Raw genomic sequence first — 20942 nt, 5'->3', positions numbered from 1 at the left:
ATGCGTTCGACAGGACAAGACCAACAAAAAAAACGCAGTATTTGGCAGATTATCCACATTGATCCGCCTCTTTTAGCTGGCTTATTATGTTTACTAATACTTGGTGTATGCGTCGTCTATAGCGCGAGCGGCGGCGATATGAATATGGTGATGGCGCATGTTAAGCGTATGACAGTTGCTTTTGTCGCGATGATAGTTGTTGCGCAAATCCCTCCTTTATTCTGGCGTAAATGGGCTGTTCCAGCGTTTATTGTAGGCATTGGTTTGCTTGTCGCCGTATTGCTATTTGGCCATGTTGGTAAAGGGGCTAAAAGGTGGCTTAATGTAGGTATAGCCACGTTTCAACCCTCTGAAATCATGAAACTAGCCGTTCCTATCATGATTGCGTGGTACATTAGCCAGTTCGATTTACCCACTAAATTTCGACATATTCTAGTCGCCTTTATATTAGTGTTAGTTCCTACGCTATTAATTGCTCGCCAACCTGATTTAGGAACATCGTTGTTAATCGCCAGCTCTGGTATTTTCGTGATTTTTCTTGCCGGAGCAAGTTGGAAGTTAATCGGTAGCTGCGCAGTACTTGCTTCTGCATTTACGCCTATTTTATGGATGTTTTTGATGAAGCCGTATCAAAAACAACGGGTACTGACTTTTCTCAACCCTGAGCAAGATCCCCTTGGTGCTGGCTACCACATCATCCAATCTAAAATTGCCATCGGCTCGGGAGGTATTGATGGCAAAGGTTGGATGCAAGGAACGCAATCACAATTGGAGTTTTTACCTGAAAGGCATACTGACTTTATCTTCGCTGTTTTTAGCGAAGAATTTGGCTTAATCGGTGTTGCTTTACTATTACTCGTATACTTAGCGGTTGTCATGCGCGGTTTATGGATTGCTGTAAATGCACAACACGCATTTACCAAGTTACTTGCTGGTAGTATTACCCTAACATTCTTCGTCTATGTATTTGTTAATATTGGTATGGTATCAGGCTTATTGCCTGTTGTTGGCGTTCCTTTACCTCTGGTCAGTTTTGGTGGTACATCTATGGTGACCTTAATGGCAGGCTTTGGTATCTTAATGGCTATTAGTACTCACAGGCGTTTTATTGTTTAATATGACCTTAAAATCTTTCACCTTAGTTTTAATTTCGCTTGTACTTACAGCTTGTTCTTCAAGTTCTGGTCGCTATAGCCAAAAATATGACAGCAAACCAACCCGCTTGCCAACACAGGTTGAGATGGAAGATCCTGTTCCTCGCGCAGAACAAAAAAGCAAAGGCGGCAACCGACATTACACAGTTCTGGGCAAGTCTTATAAGGTATTACCTCATGCGGAAGGATTTACGCAAACGGGCACGGCTTCTTGGTATGGTAAAAAATTTCACGGTCATTTAACTGCCAATGGTGAAATTTATAACATGTTCTCCATGAGTGCCGCCCACAAATCCTTACCGTTGCCCTCCTATGTAAAAGTAACTAACTTAGCCAATAACAAAACGGCAATCGTGCGCGTTAACGATCGGGGGCCATTCCACCAAAGTAGAATAATAGACTTATCTTATAGTGCTGCTTATAAACTCGATATGCTAAAAACGGGAACGGCAAATGTTAAAATAGAAGCGATTACCAACTTCGAGAAGTCGACCCCCATTGAGGTAGTCAAAAACAAAGGTCTATATATTCAAGTATTCGCTACTAAACGTAAGGATGTTGCCAATAATAAATCGGCAGCATTAACAAGCCTTTATAAAGCGCCAGCAAAAGCTCATTTTAATAATGGGATTTACCGCGTAAAGCTAGGCCCGTTAAGCTCTAAGCAACATCAATCAGACCTTTTATCCCAGTTAAAAAGTAACGGTTATCCAGAAGCATTTGCCCTTTCTTTATAGTCAACCGATTAAAACACGATTAGATACAATTTAGTGGCAAAAATGCCCGTAGCATTAAAAGGCAAAACTGGTATACTTTCGGCAATTATAATTTTGCGGCTCGTTTGAATATAGCGGGCCATTGACGATTTATTGTGCTTAACAAGGTAAATTATGCCGTTTACATTGCTTCAAAAAATTTCTAAAAAATGTAAAACGATTTCAGTCGTGGGATGCATTTCTTTTTCTCTTTTTTCCACCGCTCATGCGAATACAATTATCCCATCGCCTCCGCAAGTTAATGCGAAAGGCCACATATTAATTGATTACACAACCGGTAAAGTTATCGCTCAAGAAAATGCCGATGTTTTATTAGCACCAGCAAGCTTAACTAAAATGATGACAAGCTACATTATTGGTTTAGAGCTAGAAGCTGGAAACATTTCTAATAAAGACATGGTAATGATTAGTGAAAATGCTTGGGCGACGGGAAACCCCGTACTTGAAGGCTCTTCACTGATGTTTTTAGAAGTTGGTAAAGAAGTTTCAGTACATGACCTTAACCAAGGCATTATCGTGGCTTCAGGTAATGATGCCTGTATCGCCATGGCTGAGCACATTGCTGGTAGTGAAGACGCCTTTGCAGATTTAATGAATGCTCACGCAGAGCAACTAGGCATGAGCTCTAGTTACTTTGAAAACAGTCACGGCTTAGACAGCCAAGAGCACAAAACTACGGCACGTGATATGGCTACGTTGGCAGCCGCTTTAATCCGCGATGTGCCTAATGAATACGACCTTTATAAACAAAAGTCTTTCACTTTCAATAATATCAAGCAATACAACCGAAATGGTTTATTGTGGGATAAAAGCATGAACGTTGACGGCTTAAAAACAGGTCACACATCGCAAGCTGGCTATAGCTTAGTGACATCTGCTACTAAAGGCGAAATGCGTTTAATTAGTGTGGTAATGGGCACTGAGAGCGAGCGAGCAAGAAAAGTAGAGAGCAAAAAGCTACTTAATTACGGCTTCCGTTTTTTCGAAACTTATACACCTTATAAAGCTGGCGAAAAATTTGCTGAGCACCGTGTTTGGATGGGCGATTCAGAACAAATTGCTTTAGGGATCACGCAAGACACACCAATTACGATCCCTCGTGGTCAGCGTAAAAACTTAAAGGCTAATTTTGAATTGTCTAAGCAACTTATAGCGCCAATCAAAAAAGGTGAAGTTGTAGGTAAAGTATTTTTACAACTTGATGGTGAAGATATCGGTCAATATCCTTTAGTCACTCTCGCTGAAGTGAATGAAGGTGGTATGTTTGATCGCTTAGTTGACTATATCAAATTACAATTTGCTGAAAACTAATCAACCACTGCTTTGTCAGACTACTGCTTGAGTCTGATTATTGGCCCCAAGTTATTTGGGAAAAACAATGCCCTTAATTGGGCATTGTTTTTATCTAGAGAACCTGTATAGCCTATGAAAAAGTTACCCGTAAATTGTTTGGAAACAAAAAACTTCTCGTTAAAGCGTTGTAGAGCCTCTTGGTTGTTATACCCTAAGGTCAATCCACAAAAATCTTGATTACAATGTAAAACAGGTGTCGATACACCGTCTATTGTCGCGGCAATATTCATGGCCTTTACCTGATATTCAGACATTTTAAGGCTCATTTGTTTTGATTTAGTGGTACTTTTTAAATACCTTACTAACTCAGAGAAATTGGTACTCGATAACACAATCGAAACTTGTGAAGAGATCAACCCACCACTTGTTTTATCAAGAACGATATCAGCAATATCTGCTTGAACATTAATAGAACAAGGATAAAAATTAGCTTCTAGTGTGCAAAGCCGTGCTTTGGCATTGTTGCCAAAATCTAACATCTCATTAAAAGTTTGTTGGCTAGTAAATTCTTTAAATTGCTTTGTAGATGAAGGTAAAGTTGACGTTGAAGGCAGAATATTAGAGAAATGAACAAAGAAAGCAATAAGCGCGATCAGTATAGTCATTAAACTAATATTTTTAAAAATCCTTTGTTTCATCCTGCCTCCTTAGTTGCCTAAGTTCACTACCTAAATTAGTTGCCTAACTTGGCCGTCCAATGTGGTTATCTTTCATAACAAGAACGCGCTATTAACCTCACTTACGTTTAGGCAAACAGCACAATATCGATAAACACACCGACAAAAATAACACACAAAATACATTTTGATAACATTTTTGCAACAAAAGCATTGCATTTTAAACTAACTCACTGGAATGCCTTAATTTCTCCGAGAATCCCCTTTCCAGCCATCTGCAAAAATCACAGACTTGAAAAATAGCCTACTCGACACCATGTTGCTCGAGACAAAACAATGGTAAAATATCCACCAATTATGTTGTGACAACACATAGTCATCACTAAAGAGCAGATAAATGAAAACGAAATTTGACGAATTATTGGAATTTCCTACGGTACTCAACTTTAAGGTAATGGGTATTGCCTGTGACGAGCTTCCAGATCTAGTTGTATCCGAGTTACAAAAGCATACACCGGGAGATTACTCACCTACAGTAAAGCCTAGCTCCAAAGGCAACTACCACTCGGTAGCAGTTAAAGTTCGTGTAACAAGTAAAGAACACATCGAACAAATCTACCAAACACTTTCTGCCATTGAGCAAGTGCGCTACGTGCTTTAACTTAATCGTTAGATTTATAATTTTTATGAATAAGCAGTATCCACTCGTTATCAGACAGTTATCTTTGAAGGACTATGAAACTGTCTGGCAAGCAATGAAAAATTTTACCGACAATCGCGATGAAAACACTCATGATGAGTTATGGCTAGTTGAGCACCCTCGCGTTTATACACAAGGGCAAGCTGGTAAAGAAGAGCACCTATTAATGCCTGGTGACATTCCAGTGGTAAAAGCCGATCGCGGCGGTCAAATTACCTATCATGGCCCAGGACAACAAGTAATGTATTTTCTCATTAATTTGCGACGCAGAAAAATGGGCGTTAGAGAGCTGGTTACTTTGATAGAAAACGGTATAATCGCCTCGCTAGCAGAGGTAGGCATCAAAGCTTATGCTAAGCCAGACGCACCCGGCGTATATGTAGATGAGAAAAAAATTGCCTCACTAGGTCTTAGAGTGCGGAAAGGGTGCTCTTTTCATGGCTTGGCATTAAACGTAAATATGGATATGGAACCATTTTTACGTATTAACCCATGCGGTTATGCTGGGTTGGAAATGGTACAGAGTGCCGATATTTCCTCTTTAGATTCAGTCACCGAGGCAGGTGATATATTAGTTAAGAAAATGTCAGCACTGTTAAATACGTCAGAATTAACCTTTGCTGCAGGGTTGGAGTCAGTCAATGACCATTAAATCGTCTCGCATTGAGCCGGGTACAAAACTACGTGACGCCGATAAAATGGCGCATATCCCGATAAAAATTGTTCCTTCAGAAAGAGAAACTATGTTGCGCAAACCAGAATGGTTACGCATTAAGTTGCCTCGCAGCAGTGAACGCATTGACAACATAAAAAAAGCACTTAGAAAGCATGACTTACATTCAGTTTGTGAAGAAGCGTCTTGCCCTAACTTATCAGAGTGCTTTAACCATGGTACGGCCACCTTCATGATCTTAGGTGACATTTGTACGCGACGCTGTCCATTTTGTGACGTTGCTCACGGCCGCCCGTTAAAGCCAAATGCAGAAGAGCCAAAGAAACTTGCGTTAACTCTTAAAGATATGGCGCTTAAATACGTCGTAATTACCTCTGTAGATAGAGATGATTTACGCGACGGTGGCGCAAGCCAATTTGCTGAATGTGTAAAAGAAATTGCCGAACTTGCTCCACATACTAAAGTAGAAATTCTAGTTCCAGACTTTCGCGGTCGTATGGATAGAGCCTTAGAAATTTTAAACGCTCACCCTCCACACGTCTTCAACCACAACATGGAAACAGCACCTCGTCTTTATACAAAAGCACGCCCAGGCGCTAACTATCAGTGGTCGTTAGATTTACTGAAAAAATTCGGTGAAGCGAATCCTAACGTTCCAACTAAATCGGGCCTAATGGTTGGTTTAGGTGAAACTAACGAAGAAATTTTAGAAGTGATGCGCGACTTAAGAGCACATGGCGTAACCATGCTCACCATTGGCCAATACTTACAGCCAAGTAAAGATCACTTACCGGTAGAGCGTTATGTTCACCCAGATGAATTCCAAATGTTTCATGATGAAGCGATGAAAATGGGCTTTGAACACGCAGCCTGTGGTCCATTGGTTCGCTCCTCTTACCATGCTGATAAACAAGCAGCAGGTGAGGAAGTAAAATAACCAAGGTGATTTTACTCGCCAGCGAAATTACTTCTCAATTAGGAAGTAATTTCGCTAGTCAATTTCAAAACTTCCTACCTTCCTTATAAGATTTGTTTTTACTCACCTAGTAACAAGATGTTACAGCCTTTTTTATAAAATCCGGCATTATTAAACATTGCTTTTTTACTATACTTTTAAGCAATCATCTACAAATACAAAATTCATAGGGTGGAGCAGACTTTAAAGCTGTTCATGTATGGAAAATAAAGTACAACAACATGGGTTTACATTAATTGAAGTTATTGCAGTAGTACTCTTACTAGGCGTACTTGCTGGCTTTGCCTTACCAAAATTTGTTAGCCTCTCGGAAGATTCAAAAGCTTCAATGTTAGAATCTATTGGTGGCAGTATGGAGAGTGGTTTAAATTTACTTTACGCAAAAGCGCTAGCCGAGGGCCAACATCTAGGTTCAGGCTCTATCCTTGTTAACGGCACGACCATTCCTCTGTATTACGGGCAGCCTTCCGTACGTGGTAGAGATTCATTTGTACAAATAAATAATCAAGTAAAAGCTTGGTTAGAGATAGATGCTGTCGATCGAAACACAGCTAGAAGAAACAGGCAATCAGCAACATTTTTCACCGACAAATCAACTGCTAACAACCAAATTTATATTTTCTTTACCGATGACTATGACGTAAAAGGGGTAAATTATTTATGTCACATCCGCTATGAAAATCCAGAATCCAACACCCCGTCAGGTCCAACGATAACTGTGCACACCAGTGAGTGTTAACGAAAAACAAATTTACTTGTCTAACGTCTAGGTACTATCCCTTCATTTGGCAAACGAGTGTATTTTAAATAACTAGAAAAGATATTATCGGTATCTACGCGCTCGATTAATGCGTCTAACTCGGCTTTTAACGCTTTTCCTTGTGGCGATTTTTTCACAGCAACACTAGCCGGCACTAAACCAATTGAACGGTAATGCACATGAGATATCTGTTTTTCTTGTAATAAGGTCATGACTGAAGCGCGTTCAAACAATATTGCATCCAGTCGCCCAACAATAAACATATCAACGAGCTGATTGAGGCTAGAAACCTCAACAAATTTATCCTTAGAAATCCCTAACATTTCAGCGAAAAAGCCGGCATTACCCAAGGTTGTTCCTAGCTTACCTTTGGCTACCTTTTTACTTTCTAAATACTGAACGTCAAATGCAAAGATATCTGCTGTCGTATCTATTTGCCAATCGAGTTCCTCTGCATACTGATAAAACTCTGATGTTTCATTGCCTTTTGGTGTATGCCCAGCTACGGTTAAGCGATTATTCTTAAGTTCATGCTTAGCTCTTGCATACGTCATGACTTCGACTTCAAATTTAAATGAAGATATACGCTCTACTTCTTTTAGCAAATTAATGGTAAGTCCTTTGCCATATTGGTCGACAAACGGAGGAAAAGGCTCGAGGCCAATAGTAATAACTTGCGCATTGCTGAACTGACAATTGAAAAAAAATAATAGAACTAATAGAAATTGGCTTAATAGACGCATACATCTCCAGCGACAACTGTCATCGCGTTAACGGCAAATCCTATGCTGATTGTTAAAGGTTATATTAAGAATAGTTATAGTAACGGCTTAGTAAAACAGTACTAAGTATAGATTAGCTAGACAACGAGGTTTTAGCTAGGTATATCTTTTCTTTTATTGCTGGTAAGAAAAATAGCAACAAGTGCAGATAAAAATGCAGCTGCGGCGGCCAATTGATAACTTAATTCCGCCCCTGCACCTTGCTGCCAAATCAATCCAGAGACATAAGCACCAATAACCCCACCGATACCATATACACCGGCAATATAGATTGCTTGCGCTCGATTTTGCTGTGCCTTGGTAAAGTGCTCTGATAAAAACTGAATCGAGGCAGAATGATACAAACCAAAACTTGCGGCATGAAGGCACTGCAGAATAATGAGGAATATCGCATTATCCGCTATAAGGCCCGTCCCCCACCAACGAACACTGGTTAAAGCAAAAGCAATAATTAGCAGCCACTTACAGCCAAACCTAGCGATAAATTTACCTGCCACGAGAAAAATACCGATTTCGGCAACGGCACCCAGCGCGATATAGCTGCCGGTTTGCAAGCTAGAATATCCCAAGTCATCGAGATATAGCGCAAAGAAACTGTAATAAGGACCAAAGCTGGTTTGCAGTAATAAGCCAGCAATAAAAAACAAAACAAAATTTCTATGGGTAAGTGAAGAAACAATGCTAACACTGCTAGTTGTTGTTTTTTGAGCTCTTCTTGTTTGTCTAAGCAGTAAACTTGAAACAAATAAAGCCGCGAAAATTAACCAACCAATAATGACAAAAACTTGTGGTGAGAAGCGACCTATCAACTCGCCAACTGCAATGACGGTAATGATAAATCCAATACTACCCCAAAGCCTAATACGGGCGTAGACATGGGCATTATGATAAATATGGCTTAAAGTCATCACTTCAAGCTGAGGTTGAATGCCAGTCCAAAACAAACTAAACATGGCTAACACAAACACTATTGGCCAGTAATCCGTCACCCAAAACATCAAGGTGAAAGACGCAAAGCTTAAACCTGCTCCCAAACGGATGACAGGCAGCGGCGCCGCAGATTTATCGGCACGATTTGCCCATAGTGTTGGACCTAAAATTTTAGCCGCTGCGAATACAGCTAACAGTTCACCAATTTCTCGAGAAGAAAACCCTAAACTATCAAAATAAACAGAAAGATAAGGCACAGTGATCCCTACTACCGCAAAGTAGCAGAAATAACTAAAAGAAAATTGGTAAAACTTTGGAGAGCTCATTAAGCCAATGAGCTCTTTATAAGAAAGTAATGATTATTAGCGGCTAATATCAGGCGTTTCACAATGTACATCTGCATTTTGACCACGATGACGTAGAAAGTGATCCATTAAAGTTAGTGCTAACATCGCCTCTGCGATTGGCACAGCACGAATGCCTACACAAGGATCATGACGACCTTTAGTAATAATATCTGTCGCATTGCCACTAACATCAATGGTATTGCCACTTACACCAATGCTAGAGGTAGGTTTTAACGCTAAATGAGCGACGATATCTTGTCCCGAAGAAATGCCACCTAACACGCCACCAGCATGATTGCTAGCAAAGCCATCTGGCGTCAACTCATCACGGTGCTCTGAGCCTTTTTGATTAACAACTTCAAAGCCATCACCAATCTCAACACCTTTTACGGCATTGATACCCATTAGCGCATGAGCAATGTCAGCATCTAAGCGATCAAAAATTGGCTCACCTAAACCAACAGGCACATTTGATGCTGTTACCATGACTTTAGCGCCAATAGAGTCCTTTTGTTTAATAATGCCGCGAAGCAATTCATCTAGTGCTTCTAGTTTCGTCGCATCAGGGAAGAAAAACGGGTTTTCTTCGACAATGTCCCAATCATAGGTCTCAGCAGTTACATCACCAATTTGATTAACACAGCCTTTAATTTCAATACCAAACTTTGCTTTCAGGTACTTTTTAGCCACTGCGCCAGCAGCAACTCGCATCGCCGTTTCACGTGCAGAAGATCGGCCTCCACCACGATAGTCTCTTAAACCATACTTATGCCAGTAGGTGTAATCTGCGTGACCAGGGCGAAATGATTGTGCAATGTTACTGTAATCTTTTGAACGTTGATCAGTATTTTCGATTATTAAGCCAATAGGTGTTCCGGTAGTTTTACCTTCGAAAACCCCTGACATGATTTTAACTTGATCGGGTTCGCGACGAGCCGTGGTATAACGAGACGTGCCAGGGCGACGACGATCTAAATCTACTTGTAGATCTTCTTCAGTTAATTCGAGTCCTGGAGGACAGCCATCAATAATGGCTCCTAAGCCCAATCCGTGGCTTTCGCCAAATGTAGTTACGGTAAATAATTTGCCAAATGTATTGCCAGACATTGCTATGCGTTCTCTCGCTGATTAAATATTTCCTGATATTGGTCAAGTTGTGCTTTGGTTAAACAAAACACACCGTGTCCACCTCGCTCAAAGGAAAGCCAGAGAAAATCAACTTCAGGGTAAGTCGCTTCGACATGAATTTGAGAATTCCCCACTTCACACACCAAAACACCATTTTCAGTTAAGTGTTGAGACGCTTGTGCCAAAATTTTTCGCGTAATATCTAAACCGTCGCTGCCGCTTCCTAAACCTATTTCTGGCTCGTGATGAAATTCAGCAGGTAAAGAATCTACGTCTTCTTGGTCAACATAAGGTGGATTGCTGACAATTAAATCATATTTTTGCCCTGGGATCGAAGAAAATACGTCAGATTGAATTGGAATAACTTGTTCAATTACGCCGTGATTCTCTATATTTATTTGCGCAACGTTCAATGCATCAACGGATATATCTAAAGCATCAACTTCTGCTTCAGGGAAGTAATGCGCGCATGCAATTGCGATACAGCCGCTGCCGGTACACAGATCTAGAATTCTGTTAACTGGCTGTTCAGCTGAAATCAGAGGTTCAAATCGCTTTTCAATCCACTCAGCTAGCGGCGAGCGAGGCACTAAAGTGCGTTCGTCTACATAAAATGGCAACCCAGCAAAGTAAGCTTGGTTAGTAATATAGGCTGCCGGTATCTGCTCGTTAATACGGCGTTCGAAAAGAGAAAGTACTAAGGACTTTTCATCGCAAAGTAAACGGCACTGCATAATATGTTCTGTTAACTGGCTCGGCAACTCTAATGCAAATAGCACCAATGTGATGGCCTCATCCCAGGCATTGTCATTACCATGGCCAAACCACAAATCAGCGCGATTAAATGCACTAGCGCCAAAGCGAATAAAATCACCAACCGTATGAAGCTGTTCAGTTATCTCAGCGAGATTAAAGTTCTGTTGAGTGTCTTGTGAGTCATGCATGTGTTGTAAACACCTAAGTAAATAAAGTTGAGCAATTGGCCGAGTCAATCAGTGCTACTCTCGCCCTAAGTTTTTCTTGTCATTTAAGCGGGATGCTTTAGACTTCGCCTATGAAATTTAAAGACGCCCTTTCTTCTCAAGAAAAACAGCTATTCAAAGACGCTATAGGCAAGGTTAAGCCTTTGGTGCAGGACACCATACACGGCAAGAATTCATCCATCAAGCCAAAAGAGCGCCAACAAGCTAAAAAAGCCAACAGGCACGCCGCTAGCTTTCATTTTTCTGACGAGTTCGAACCAAATTTACCTGATTCAGGCCCAATGCAATATGTCAAAGACGGTGCAAACAGCTATGAAGCTAAAAATTTGCGTCGCGGCATCTACCACCCTGAACTTATTTTAGATCTTCATGGGCTCAACCAACAAACGGCAAAACAAGAAATTGCTGCTCTTATACAGGCGAGTATTAAAGAACATGCTCAATGCGTCTGTATTGTTCACGGTATTGGCGGCTATGTACTAAAAAAGAAAGTGCCCCATTGGTTAGTTCAACACCCAAGCGTTATCGCCTTTCATCAAGCGCCACTAGAATATGGCGGTGATGGCGCATTATTGGTGCTATTGGAAATCCCTGAATAGGTCACATTACCTACCTGGTTTAACTAACATAAATCATAAGGTGAAATAAGCTGAATAAGCTCACCTTTCATCTTCTTCACATCATACTCAATCTGAGCAATAGCAGCTGTTTGAAATATTGGCGATTGCTTATCATTGGTTAGCTGTTCCACCAAATAACTCACCAAAGGCATATGTGAAACAATCAGCACTGAGCTAAGCTTGTCCATGCTAACAACACCGTCAATATAATCATGAACCGCCATGGCCGAACCCGATGGGGTAATAAAGTCTAACGTTTTACTCGAACAGTTAAGTTGAGCATCTTTATATACGGTTTTGGCTGTTTGTTGCGCTCGTTTGAAAGGACTAACGAACACTTGGTCGATTGTTATCTCGGTTTCTCTTAACCACTTAGCCATCAAGCTAGCTTCTAAAAAGCCCTGCTCAGTTAACTCACGCTCGGCGTCAGCTGCCCCGTATTGATTCGCCTGTCCATGTCGCATAATAAAAAGCTGCATAAATTAACCAACTAGTAAAAAAATTCAATGAATATACAAAATTGCCGCTATAGTAAAGGAAGATAAGCAATTGTTATAACATCAGTTAAGAATAAAATGGACTGGAGTTATTCCATAGGGTAATTTAAGCAACATAACAACAATAACAATTTCAGGTTTTTAAAGGCGGACAATTATGGAGCCAAGCGTGAAAGTAAGCCCACATGATCATAAAAAGTATCGTCCGACCACTTTAAAAAATGGGCTTAGAACGCTATTAGTACATAATAATGAAAGTCAAAAAAGTGCCGCGGCTTTAGCCGTAAATGTCGGCCATTTCAGCGACCCTAAGACTAGGCAAGGATTAGCTCACTTTCTCGAACACATGCTATTTCTTGGTACAGAAAAGTACCCTGATGGCAGTGAGTATCAAAAATTCATCAGCCAATACGGCGGTAGTAACAATGCATGGACAGCAACCGAACATACCTGCTTTTTTTTCGATATTCACAATAGCCACTTTGCTGAAGCCATTGATCGCTTCAGCCGCTTTTTCTATTCACCGTTATTATCTGAGTCTTTTGTTAACAAAGAACGTAAAAACATAGATGCTGAATTTAAATTAAAACTTAAAGACGATATTCGCCGACTTTACGACGTTCATAAAGAAACTATTAACCCCGAACACCCTTTCGCCAAGTTTTCGGTGGGAAATACCGAAACCTTAGCCGATAGACCCAATAGCGACCTGACTACAGAAGTGAGTCAGTTTTTTAACGATTACTACGTAGCACAAGCTATGACGCTTGTATTAGAAGGACCACAATCACTTGACGAATTGGCGGAGTTTGCAGAGCAATTTTCATCAATAAAGTCTGCCAGCAGTATCCCTAAACTGCCCGACGTGCCCTTGTACCTGCCGAAGCATCAGCAGGTAGCGATTGAAGTAGCACCAGTAAAAAACGATCGTCAACTTATTATTAGCTTTGCCCTACCGGGAATAGATCAACATTATCGAAATAAGCCAGAAAGTCTTATTGCCTATCTAGTAGGCCACGAAGGTCCAAACAGCCTTTTATCTTTATTGAAACAACGCCATTGGGCTATTGGCTTAACTGCCGGCTCTGGTATTAATGGTTACAATTTTAAGGACTTTAATATTAGTATTCGCTTAACACCTGAAGGCGACGAAAATACCGATGAAATTATAGCGCTAGTGTTTTCATATCTGGCGCTATTAAAGTCACACCCCATTCCAAGTTGTTACTATCAAGAAAAAAGTGCCATTGCCAATATAGCTTTCACTTACCATGAAAAAACTAAGCCATTAGACTCGGTATGCCAACTTGTCATTAACATGCAGCATTACCCTGCCGAAGACTATATTTACGGCGACTATGTCATGGAAGGAATGGATGAAAAACAAATTAACGAAATACTAAGCTATTTTACTACCAGTAATATGCGTTACACCCATATCACACAAAATGCTAAAGCCAATAAAACAAGTCGGTGGTATCAAGTCCCTTATTCAGTTAAACCAATAAAGCAAACCATACTTGAACGTTGCATTAAGGCAACAATTGTTAATGAGTTCTCATTACCTGACCCCAATGACTTCGTGGTGGCGGACCCAATCGTCCACCCCGACCAAGACAATAAATCGAACATTCCAGAGCGTCTTGTTGAAGAAGATGGATTAACGCTTTGGTATAAACAAGATCAAACATTCAAAGTTCCCAAAGGATATATATATTTAAGTATTGATAGTCCTGCGACTCTGGACACAGTTGAAACTATTGTAATGACACGGCTATTTGTAGATTTATACATGCATTCGGTTATAGAACAGCACTACGATGCTGAGCTAGCGGGTATTCAGTATCACCTATATGCTCATCAAGGTGGCTTAACGTTGCAAATATCGGGGATTAGTAGCAAACAACATGTTTTATTGTCAGCGCTACTCGATGAACTACAGAGTTTTTCTTACTCTGAAGAGCTTTTTCTTCAAATGAAAGAGCAACTTAGAACACATTGGATAAACTCAGAAAACAATAAATCGATTTCTCAACTGTTTTCGGCATTAAGCACTGCCATGCAACCTAAGAATCCAAGCGCAAAGGACATGGCCGAAGCAATGACAGAAGTTACACAACAAAAATTCAATCTATTTTGCCCAACCATTTTTAATCAAATCAATATTGACGTGTTGGTACATGGAAACTGGTTAGTTCAAGATGCATTAGATATTCATCAGGTCGTCAAGAATGCTTTTAGCGGCCAATATCAGCACAAACATAAAAGCAATATTCCAATATTAGATATACAGGGGTGCGGTACGGTGTCATACCCACTGCACTTACCCGAACACGATTACGCTGCCGTAACCTATTACCCCTTACCTGATCGCGAGTTAAAAACAATTGCTTTGTGTATGATTACCAGTCAGCTGTTGTCACCGGTGTTTTTTCAAGAAATGAGAACTGAAAAGCAATTCGGCTACCTAGTAGGTGTTGGTTTCGTTCCCATTAATCGTTACCCTGGATTGGCCTTTTATATTCAATCGCCTAATGTCGAATCTAAACAGCTGCTTTCTGCGATGGATGAATTTATCGACGCTTGCTTAGACAACTTGCAAGAGTTAGATGATGACAGCTGGCAACACTTACTGGCGGGATTAGCCAGCCAACTTCAAGAAAAAGACACCAGCTTACGGATAAAGAGCCAACGATTCTGGAGTGCAATATGCAATGAAGAGTTCAACTTTAACCAAAAAGCTAAACTTGTCGAAACATTAAAAGTTTTATCTAAAGACGATCTACTGACATTCATTGAACAACATATTGCCTGTGTTCCTGATACATACGATCGCTTCTGCCTATTTACGGAAAAAGAGTCTTGTACAGATTTATCTGAAACCGAAAAAATTCTAAAAAATTGCTCAACCAAATAGTTTATTGGACGATAAACTATATAACGCGCTGAAAATTCGACATGAATTCAGACGTAAGTACAGTTTTTTAGGTCAAATTGTTGACTTACAAGAGGGCATCAATTGTAATGTTCGTTTACACAACTTTAACGATTAGCCAGTTAGGTTAAATTTTCGTGCTTAGTTTTACCCAAAAAATAATTAAAAATCGAATTTCTACGCTAAGCATTTTTTTAGTCACGCTTTTGGCAGGTTTCGTGGTTGGCGCTCAACCATTATTCAGCAGCTCGACTGAAAACCCAATTACCTTTCCTAAATTACTTTCTGCTGAACAACTCAGCTTAGAAAATGGTCTATCACAAAGCTATGTTTACAGTATCGTCGAAGATCAAAATGGTTTTGTATGGTTGGCGACTGGCGATGGTATCAACAAGTACGACGGTAAACAGTTTACCTATTATCGAAACAATTCTCAAAACCCAAATAGCCTAGCCAGCAACTTAGTCTACATCTTATATAAGGATAGCCATGATGTCTTATGGGCAGGTACTGAAAATGGTTTAAGTAGGTATGTGACAGAACAAGATCACTTCATTAATTACCATGCAAGTTCAACTAGTACTGGCTTAGCAGACAGCAATATATGGAGTATCTACGAAGACGCCACACAAAATTTATGGATAGCGACAGAAACGGCCATTCACAGATACAACAAAGAAGAAAATAGTTTTATTCGGATTAAGCTAAGAAACCTTGGAGACAACTCACAAATTGATACTGGACGCGTATCCAAAATGTTTCAAGATCTGCAAGGAAATTACTGGTTGATGAAAGAAACGGGTAGTTTTCATATCATCAACAACAATCTAGCACCCAATAGCGTTTTAAAACAAATAATTACCAGCCAAACAGAAAGTCCAACTCTTGAAGTACACGATATAAAACTTAGTATCAAAAGAGATGCATACTGGGTTGCGACAAACAATGGGATTTATTTATTTGATTTAAATTTTAAATTGAAAGAGCACTTTTCAACGACTAACAATGGAACAAAAATTACAAAAATTACAAAAATTACAGAGTTAAGTATTGCAAGTGACGCCGTTGTCTGGGCAACAAATAGTGATAATATTTTTTCAATAAATCCTTTAACTAACGAAATAAAAACCCATCAATTTGAAAAAAGTAATGATAATTCAGGCCTTGCTCCTGAAGTATATAGCCTTTACACAGACAAACACCAAAACCTTTGGATTGGAACAACAGATGGCGCAAAAGTCATTAAACACAGTAAAAATACAGTTTCACTCTCAAGTCAAAATCACACTCAACTAAACCGCAGCGTAAATACGCTTGCAAGTTACAATGGTGATTTATGGTTCTCTATGGAAAATAAATTATTCAGACAGACCATAGGTGAGGCACCAGAATTAATTCAAGAGTTTGACTCTATTATCTATCAACTTCTTCCATCAAAAAATAAGTTATTCATTTCTCTCGCAATTTCAGCTAAAAACAGCGAACTTTATAGTTGGTCTGCACAAAAAAATAGTATTGAATTTCACGATTCATGGAGTAATGCTAATTCAGCCATATTAGTTGAACCATATGCTTTCAATGACTCCATCTTCTATATATCAAATGATAGCGTCTTATCAGAGTACGGGCCCGACGGGCAGAACCGCCCAGTAAGTGAAACATTAACAGAATTAGCGAAGACTTTTTATGTAGAATCTATTGAGTCAATTTTTATCCTTACTAAATCAGGTAAGCTTTTAAACTTAAACCCGCAAACGGATAGACTTGAGCAAATCAACTTTTCCAATACTACGTCTTTTGAACTAGATAAATCAAACAGCATTACTGTTACCGATAACCTAATTTTATTGGGCTCTGAGGCTCAAGGTCTTTTAGTGTTTAACAGAGAAGCCAAACAAACGACACATTTAAATGAACACAGCTTATTGTCTAACAATTACATCTCAGATATCGTGATTGATGAAGCTCAACGAGCCTGGGTTAGCACAAATAAAGGGATAAACCTTATCGACACAACAGGTAAGATTGTGCGAAGCTTTCATCGAGAGTTTGGTCTTGCCTCTACTGAATTTATTAGTCAAAGTGGCTCTTTAGATCCACATAATAATGTTGTATTTGGCGCCATCAATGGTTATTACTCATTTGCCCCAGAAAAGTTAATCGCGGAAATACAATCAATAGCCCCCCCTGTGCTAACGAAGTTACTAATTTCAAATAAAAAAATCCCAACAAAGCCTCGAGAAAACATACAAGAATTCACTTTGCAACGCGATATCAACTCAACATCGTCTGTTACATTAAAATACTTTCAATCACCTTTTAGCTTTGAATTTATTTCACCAAACGCAAAATTTGCAGATCAAGTTGCTTATCGCTACCGTCTCAAAGCCGGTGGAGACAATTCTCCTTGGTTAGAAACAGATATCGACAACTTAAGGGCAACTTATACTAACATTAGCGCTGGCTCTTATATATTTGAATTAGAAGCTTATGACAAATTTGATCCAGAGATAAGAGCTAGCAAACAGATACAGGTTAATATTCTTTCACCTTGGTGGTCTTCTAATAGTGCGATACTAATCTATAGTCTAGTTGCACTATTGATACTCGCGTACTTACTCCAACAATTTCGCCATAAACGCCTCTATCACTTACAAATTAAAGCCAGTGAAGAACGTTTAAAGTTGTCTCTTTGGGGAAGTGGCGACGAAATGTGGGACTGGAATATTAAGAGTGGCAAAATATATCGCTCCAATATATGGGGAGTATTAGAGTTCCCTCAAGACGGTAAGCGAAATTTAGGCAACGAAGGAAACAACGAAACCAACGTTAACAAAGCCGATATTGCCCGAATCTCCGAAGCGCTTCAGCAACACTTTGAAGAAAAAACCGAGCACTTTGAATCCACCTATCGTGTTAAAGATAAAAATGGCCGTTGGATATGGGTACTAGATCGCGGAAAAGTAGTTGAACGCGACGATCAAAATCGCCCTGTTCGTATGACAGGAACTTTAAAAGACATCAGCCAAATTAAAAAAGCCGACGAAAGACTGAAGCTTTTTGCTAAATGTTTTGAGAATATTTCTGACGCTGTCGTAATTTACGATCGTCAATTTAATGTGGTAGACGTTAATAAAGCGTTCCAACGCATTACCGGTAAGTCAAAAAAGGTGATGGTTGGCACACAATTAACTTTCCGCCAATACCCAGAAAATTTCACGGCTAATGTAAAGACTCACTTATTGACAAAAGGTGGTTGGCACGGCGAAATCGAAAGCCGTCGAGAAAATGGCGAGTTTTATTTAACCGACTTAAACATCGATATTATCCGCGACGAAAATCGCGCTATTTCTCATTTTGTTGGTGTTTTTTCAGATATAACCAAACGCAAAGAAACTGAGGCAGAGTTAAGAAAGTTAGCGAATACAGATACGCTAACAGGGTTACCAAATCGCTCGTATTTTCAAACGCATCAACAGCGCTTGGTCGAACAAAAAGTCCCACATGCCCTATTGGTTTTTGATCTAGATAACTTTAAAAAAGTAAATGACTCGATGGGTCATGAAGTTGGCGATAACCTGTTATGCCAAGTCGCTAACCGCATTAAGACCATAGGTAGAAAATCAGACACTGTGTATCGTTTAGGCGGTGATGAATTTGCGTTAGTTGTAGACGACACCAATGACATCCATACCATCACGTCAATTGCGAAAGAAATACTGCGTACCATCGCTCAGCCGCTAAAACTGAAAAACCATGAAATTGTGCTGTATTCAAGTATCGGTATTGTTTTATACCCCGAAGATGGTTCCTCGTCACAAGAGTTACTGAAAAACGCCGATACGGCGATGTATCACGCTAAACATTCTGGTGGTAATAGATATAAATTCTTTAATGGTTCTATGAACGAACAAGCCGTAAAGCGATTGCAAATTGAGGGCTTGATTAGGCATGGTCTTAAAGAAGATTACTTTTCTGTGTTTTATCAACCGAAAATTGAGATTAGCACAGGTAAAGTTGCTGGAATGGAAGCGCTAGTGCGCTTTGAAACGCCATCTAAGGGTATTATCTCGCCAGTAGTCTTTATTCCAGTCTCAGAAGAAACAGGACAAATCATTGACATAGGCGAAATCGTACTGAGAAAAGCCTGTTATGCAACCAAAAAATGGATTGATGAAGGCATGTTCAATGGTCGCTGTGCGGTAAACCTTTCAGCAGTGCAGTTTACTCAACCTAATCTAGTTGAGATGATATCGGGTATATTGAAAGAAACAGGACTCTCAGCCGCAAATTTAGAGCTTGAAATTACTGAAGGTACGGTAATGGATTCACCGCAACAAGCGATTGACACCATGTTGCAAATCAGAAAAATGGGTATTCACTTATCCCTCGACGATTTTGGTACCGGTTACTCATCATTAGCCTACTTGAAAAAGTTTCCGCTAAACACGCTGAAGATTGACAAAGCATTTGTCGATGACATTGAGATATCAGAGCAAGGTCGTAACATGGTTGCAACTATAGTGACAATCGCTCATAACCTTGGCTTACAGGTGGTTGCCGAAGGCGTAGAATCAAACCAACAACTCAGTTTCTTATCGGGTTTACGCTGTGAACAGTTACAAGGCTATTTATACAGTAAGCCTCTGGCAGAAAAAGACTTTTCAAGTTATTTGCTATCTCATCAAATTACCGACAAATCTACGACGTTTAATCGCTATAATTAACAAACTGACTAGTCAAAAATCTGACTGGTCACCAAAGATAAAGTTAAACGTCGACATTTCTACTCTAGCTCCCTATTAAACAAGCTAGCGACTAACCAATTACAACTTGGCACACATATCGCTTAATCCTTGTCGAATTACATTCACAAACTACAAGGATAATAAAAATGTTAAGTTCAGTTCTTTTATCAGTTGCAATGAGTATGACGCCAGCAGAAAGCACAGAAACTGTTGACAACGCATTTGCCCCAGTAATTGTAGAAGAAAAAACCGGTCGTAAAATCATTCGTGGTGTTAAACGCCCTGGTCGTACAGATGTATCAAGCTCTTTCGGTACATTAGTTCCGACGTTTGAAGAAGAAAAAACAGGAAGAAAAATTATTCGTGGCGTTAAACGCCCTGGTCGCGCTGATATATCGAGCGCTTTCGGTACATTAGTTCCGACGTTTGAAGAAGAAAAAACAGGTAGAAAAATTATTCGTGGCGTTAAGCGTCCGGGTTAAACAGCTTGTTAAAAAGCTTTTCAAATGTATAAGGGGAAAGAAAATGATTAAGTTAATTAAATCAATATTCGCAGCACCAAAAGAAAATGCCATTGCCGCATCTATCGAAATTAAGGAAATGCCTGCAAAGTCTTTGTGGTCGTAAACACCAACACTTAGGCTACATAAGTCAAGAAACTAGAAGAATCATCGCTACACGGACGTTAGCGCCTTCTAATACCTACCTAAACTATTACTCTCAATTAAGCTTTAAACAACGAGTAATTAAAACCAAACAGTCGATTTACTTTCATACGTTTCTGCATACAAAACATTGGCCATACAAGCGGCCCAAATAGCAAACCAGCAAAAGTCCAACGTTTTACTCCCATACCGCTTTTAAGCGCCTGACAATGATAAAAAATAGCAAAAACCACAGTAAACAACGGGAGAAGAAACAACATACTACTAAATCTCGTAAAGTTTAAATTTTGAAAGCACG

General features: G+C 39.8%; 18 protein-coding genes. 11 read left to right on the top strand and 7 right to left on the bottom strand.

Features of this window, described 5'->3' with window-relative positions; translation table 11 throughout:
- The 3 genes from rodA (at nucleotide 1) to ACOB80_RS01985 (ending at nucleotide 3241) form a co-directional block, all read left to right on the top strand.
- The gene (gene rodA, locus ACOB80_RS01995) at nucleotides 1-1116 is read left to right on the top strand and encodes a rod shape-determining protein RodA (protein WP_473164125.1); all 1116 of its coding nucleotides are present in this window, start codon (nucleotides 1-3) and stop codon (nucleotides 1114-1116) included.
- A 1-nt stretch (nucleotide 1117) separates the two neighbouring features.
- Nucleotides 1118-1891 carry a septal ring lytic transglycosylase RlpA family protein gene (locus ACOB80_RS01990; RefSeq protein WP_473164124.1) on the top strand — a complete coding sequence of 258 codons (774 nt, stop codon included), beginning with the start codon at nucleotides 1118-1120 and terminating at the stop codon, nucleotides 1889-1891.
- Between the two features lie 153 nt (nucleotides 1892-2044).
- Nucleotides 2045-3241 (top strand): serine hydrolase, encoded by a 1197-nt coding sequence (locus ACOB80_RS01985; protein ID WP_473164123.1) that lies wholly within the window; start codon nucleotides 2045-2047, stop codon nucleotides 3239-3241.
- A 20-nt stretch (nucleotides 3242-3261) separates the two neighbouring features.
- Here the strand turns inward: ACOB80_RS01985 and ACOB80_RS01980 are convergent, their stop codons facing one another.
- Nucleotides 3262-3921 carry a hypothetical protein gene (locus tag ACOB80_RS01980; protein ID WP_473164122.1) on the bottom strand — a complete coding sequence of 220 codons (660 nt, stop codon included), beginning with the start codon at nucleotides 3919-3921 and terminating at the stop codon, nucleotides 3262-3264.
- A 376-nt stretch (nucleotides 3922-4297) separates the two neighbouring features.
- Here ACOB80_RS01980 and ybeD point away from each other — a divergent pair, with 376 nt between their 5' ends.
- From ybeD to ACOB80_RS01960, 4 genes are all read left to right on the top strand, one after another.
- Complete coding sequence (gene ybeD / locus ACOB80_RS01975; protein WP_473164121.1) at nucleotides 4298-4561, top strand: DUF493 family protein YbeD; 264 nt, start codon at nucleotides 4298-4300, stop codon at nucleotides 4559-4561.
- Between the two features lie 25 nt (nucleotides 4562-4586).
- Nucleotides 4587-5252, top strand: coding sequence for a lipoyl(octanoyl) transferase LipB (gene lipB, locus ACOB80_RS01970; RefSeq protein ID WP_473164120.1), 666 nt, complete (start codon nucleotides 4587-4589; stop codon nucleotides 5250-5252).
- Complete coding sequence (gene lipA, locus ACOB80_RS01965) at nucleotides 5242-6210, top strand: lipoyl synthase (protein ID WP_473164119.1); 969 nt, start codon at nucleotides 5242-5244, stop codon at nucleotides 6208-6210. Before lipB ends, lipA begins: the two co-directional genes overlap by 11 nt.
- A 238-nt stretch (nucleotides 6211-6448) precedes the next feature.
- Entirely contained in the window at nucleotides 6449-6988 is a 540-nt protein-coding gene (locus tag ACOB80_RS01960) for a type II secretion system protein (protein WP_473164118.1), read from the top strand.
- Between the two features lie 20 nt (nucleotides 6989-7008).
- Here the strand turns inward: ACOB80_RS01960 and ACOB80_RS01955 are convergent, their stop codons facing one another.
- From ACOB80_RS01955 to prmB, 4 genes are all read right to left on the bottom strand, one after another.
- Nucleotides 7009-7752 carry a transporter substrate-binding domain-containing protein gene (locus tag ACOB80_RS01955; RefSeq protein WP_473164117.1) on the bottom strand — a complete coding sequence of 248 codons (744 nt, stop codon included), beginning with the start codon at nucleotides 7750-7752 and terminating at the stop codon, nucleotides 7009-7011.
- Nucleotides 7753-7883: 131 nt separating this feature from the next.
- Entirely contained in the window at nucleotides 7884-9047 is a 1164-nt protein-coding gene (locus ACOB80_RS01950; protein ID WP_473164116.1) for an MFS transporter, read from the bottom strand.
- Nucleotides 9048-9083: 36 nt separating this feature from the next.
- Nucleotides 9084-10175: a chorismate synthase gene (aroC, locus tag ACOB80_RS01945; protein ID WP_473164115.1), complete on the bottom strand. Its 1092-nt coding sequence runs from the start codon at nucleotides 10173-10175 to the stop codon at nucleotides 9084-9086.
- Nucleotides 10176-10177: 2 nt separating this feature from the next.
- On the bottom strand, nucleotides 10178-11140 hold the full coding sequence (prmB, locus tag ACOB80_RS01940; protein WP_473164114.1) for a 50S ribosomal protein L3 N(5)-glutamine methyltransferase: 963 nt from the start codon (nucleotides 11138-11140) through the stop codon (nucleotides 10178-10180).
- A 110-nt stretch (nucleotides 11141-11250) separates the two neighbouring features.
- Between prmB and smrB the strand changes: the two genes are divergently transcribed.
- The gene (gene smrB / locus ACOB80_RS01935) at nucleotides 11251-11778 is read left to right on the top strand and encodes an endonuclease SmrB (protein ID WP_473164113.1); all 528 of its coding nucleotides are present in this window, start codon (nucleotides 11251-11253) and stop codon (nucleotides 11776-11778) included.
- 23 nt (nucleotides 11779-11801) lie between these two features.
- Here smrB and sixA read toward each other — a convergent pair whose 3' ends face one another.
- On the bottom strand, nucleotides 11802-12278 hold the full coding sequence (gene sixA, locus ACOB80_RS01930; protein WP_473164112.1) for a phosphohistidine phosphatase SixA: 477 nt from the start codon (nucleotides 12276-12278) through the stop codon (nucleotides 11802-11804).
- Between the two features lie 187 nt (nucleotides 12279-12465).
- Here sixA and ACOB80_RS01925 point away from each other — a divergent pair, with 187 nt between their 5' ends.
- The 3 genes from ACOB80_RS01925 (at nucleotide 12466) to ACOB80_RS01915 (ending at nucleotide 20461) form a co-directional block, all read left to right on the top strand.
- On the top strand, nucleotides 12466-15213 hold the full coding sequence (locus tag ACOB80_RS01925) for an insulinase family protein (RefSeq protein WP_473164111.1): 2748 nt from the start codon (nucleotides 12466-12468) through the stop codon (nucleotides 15211-15213).
- Between the two features lie 155 nt (nucleotides 15214-15368).
- A complete protein-coding gene (locus tag ACOB80_RS01920) occupies nucleotides 15369-19958 on the top strand; it encodes an EAL domain-containing protein (RefSeq protein WP_473164110.1) in 4590 nt (1529 codons plus the stop codon).
- Nucleotides 19959-20125: 167 nt separating this feature from the next.
- Nucleotides 20126-20461: a hypothetical protein gene (locus tag ACOB80_RS01915; protein ID WP_473164109.1), complete on the top strand. Its 336-nt coding sequence runs from the start codon at nucleotides 20126-20128 to the stop codon at nucleotides 20459-20461.
- Nucleotides 20462-20703: 242 nt separating this feature from the next.
- On the opposite strand, the gene ACOB80_RS01910 is transcribed toward ACOB80_RS01915, so the two are convergent.
- Nucleotides 20704-20904 carry a hypothetical protein gene (locus tag ACOB80_RS01910; RefSeq protein WP_473164108.1) on the bottom strand — a complete coding sequence of 67 codons (201 nt, stop codon included), beginning with the start codon at nucleotides 20902-20904 and terminating at the stop codon, nucleotides 20704-20706.
- Nucleotides 20905-20942 lie beyond the last annotated feature (38 nt).

The organism is Thalassotalea coralli, assembly GCF_055786205.1.
This window is presented reverse-complemented; position numbering and strand designations above follow the sequence as displayed.

Coding starts and splice junctions, on each gene's coding strand:
- lipA (WP_473164119.1), top strand. CDS start 5,242: ATGACCATTAAATCGTCTCGCATTGAGCCGGGTACAAAACTACGTGAC.
- ACOB80_RS01955 (WP_473164117.1), bottom strand. CDS start 7,752: ATGCGTCTATTAAGCCAATTTCTATTAGTTCTATTATTTTTTTTCAAT.
- sixA (WP_473164112.1), bottom strand. CDS start 12,278: ATGCAGCTTTTTATTATGCGACATGGACAGGCGAATCAATACGGGGCA.
- ACOB80_RS01960 (WP_473164118.1), top strand. CDS start 6,449: ATGGAAAATAAAGTACAACAACATGGGTTTACATTAATTGAAGTTATT.
- lipB (WP_473164120.1), top strand. CDS start 4,587: ATGAATAAGCAGTATCCACTCGTTATCAGACAGTTATCTTTGAAGGAC.
- ACOB80_RS01915 (WP_473164109.1), top strand. CDS start 20,126: ATGTTAAGTTCAGTTCTTTTATCAGTTGCAATGAGTATGACGCCAGCA.
- ACOB80_RS01950 (WP_473164116.1), bottom strand. CDS start 9,047: ATGAGCTCTCCAAAGTTTTACCAATTTTCTTTTAGTTATTTCTGCTAC.
- ACOB80_RS01910 (WP_473164108.1), bottom strand. CDS start 20,904: ATGTTGTTTCTTCTCCCGTTGTTTACTGTGGTTTTTGCTATTTTTTAT.
- ACOB80_RS01980 (WP_473164122.1), bottom strand. CDS start 3,921: ATGAAACAAAGGATTTTTAAAAATATTAGTTTAATGACTATACTGATC.
- ACOB80_RS01985 (WP_473164123.1), top strand. CDS start 2,045: ATGCCGTTTACATTGCTTCAAAAAATTTCTAAAAAATGTAAAACGATT.
- ybeD (WP_473164121.1), top strand. CDS start 4,298: ATGAAAACGAAATTTGACGAATTATTGGAATTTCCTACGGTACTCAAC.
- rodA (WP_473164125.1), top strand. CDS start 1: ATGCGTTCGACAGGACAAGACCAACAAAAAAAACGCAGTATTTGGCAG.
- smrB (WP_473164113.1), top strand. CDS start 11,251: ATGAAATTTAAAGACGCCCTTTCTTCTCAAGAAAAACAGCTATTCAAA.
- aroC (WP_473164115.1), bottom strand. CDS start 10,175: ATGTCTGGCAATACATTTGGCAAATTATTTACCGTAACTACATTTGGC.
- ACOB80_RS01990 (WP_473164124.1), top strand. CDS start 1,118: ATGACCTTAAAATCTTTCACCTTAGTTTTAATTTCGCTTGTACTTACA.
- prmB (WP_473164114.1), bottom strand. CDS start 11,140: ATGCATGACTCACAAGACACTCAACAGAACTTTAATCTCGCTGAGATA.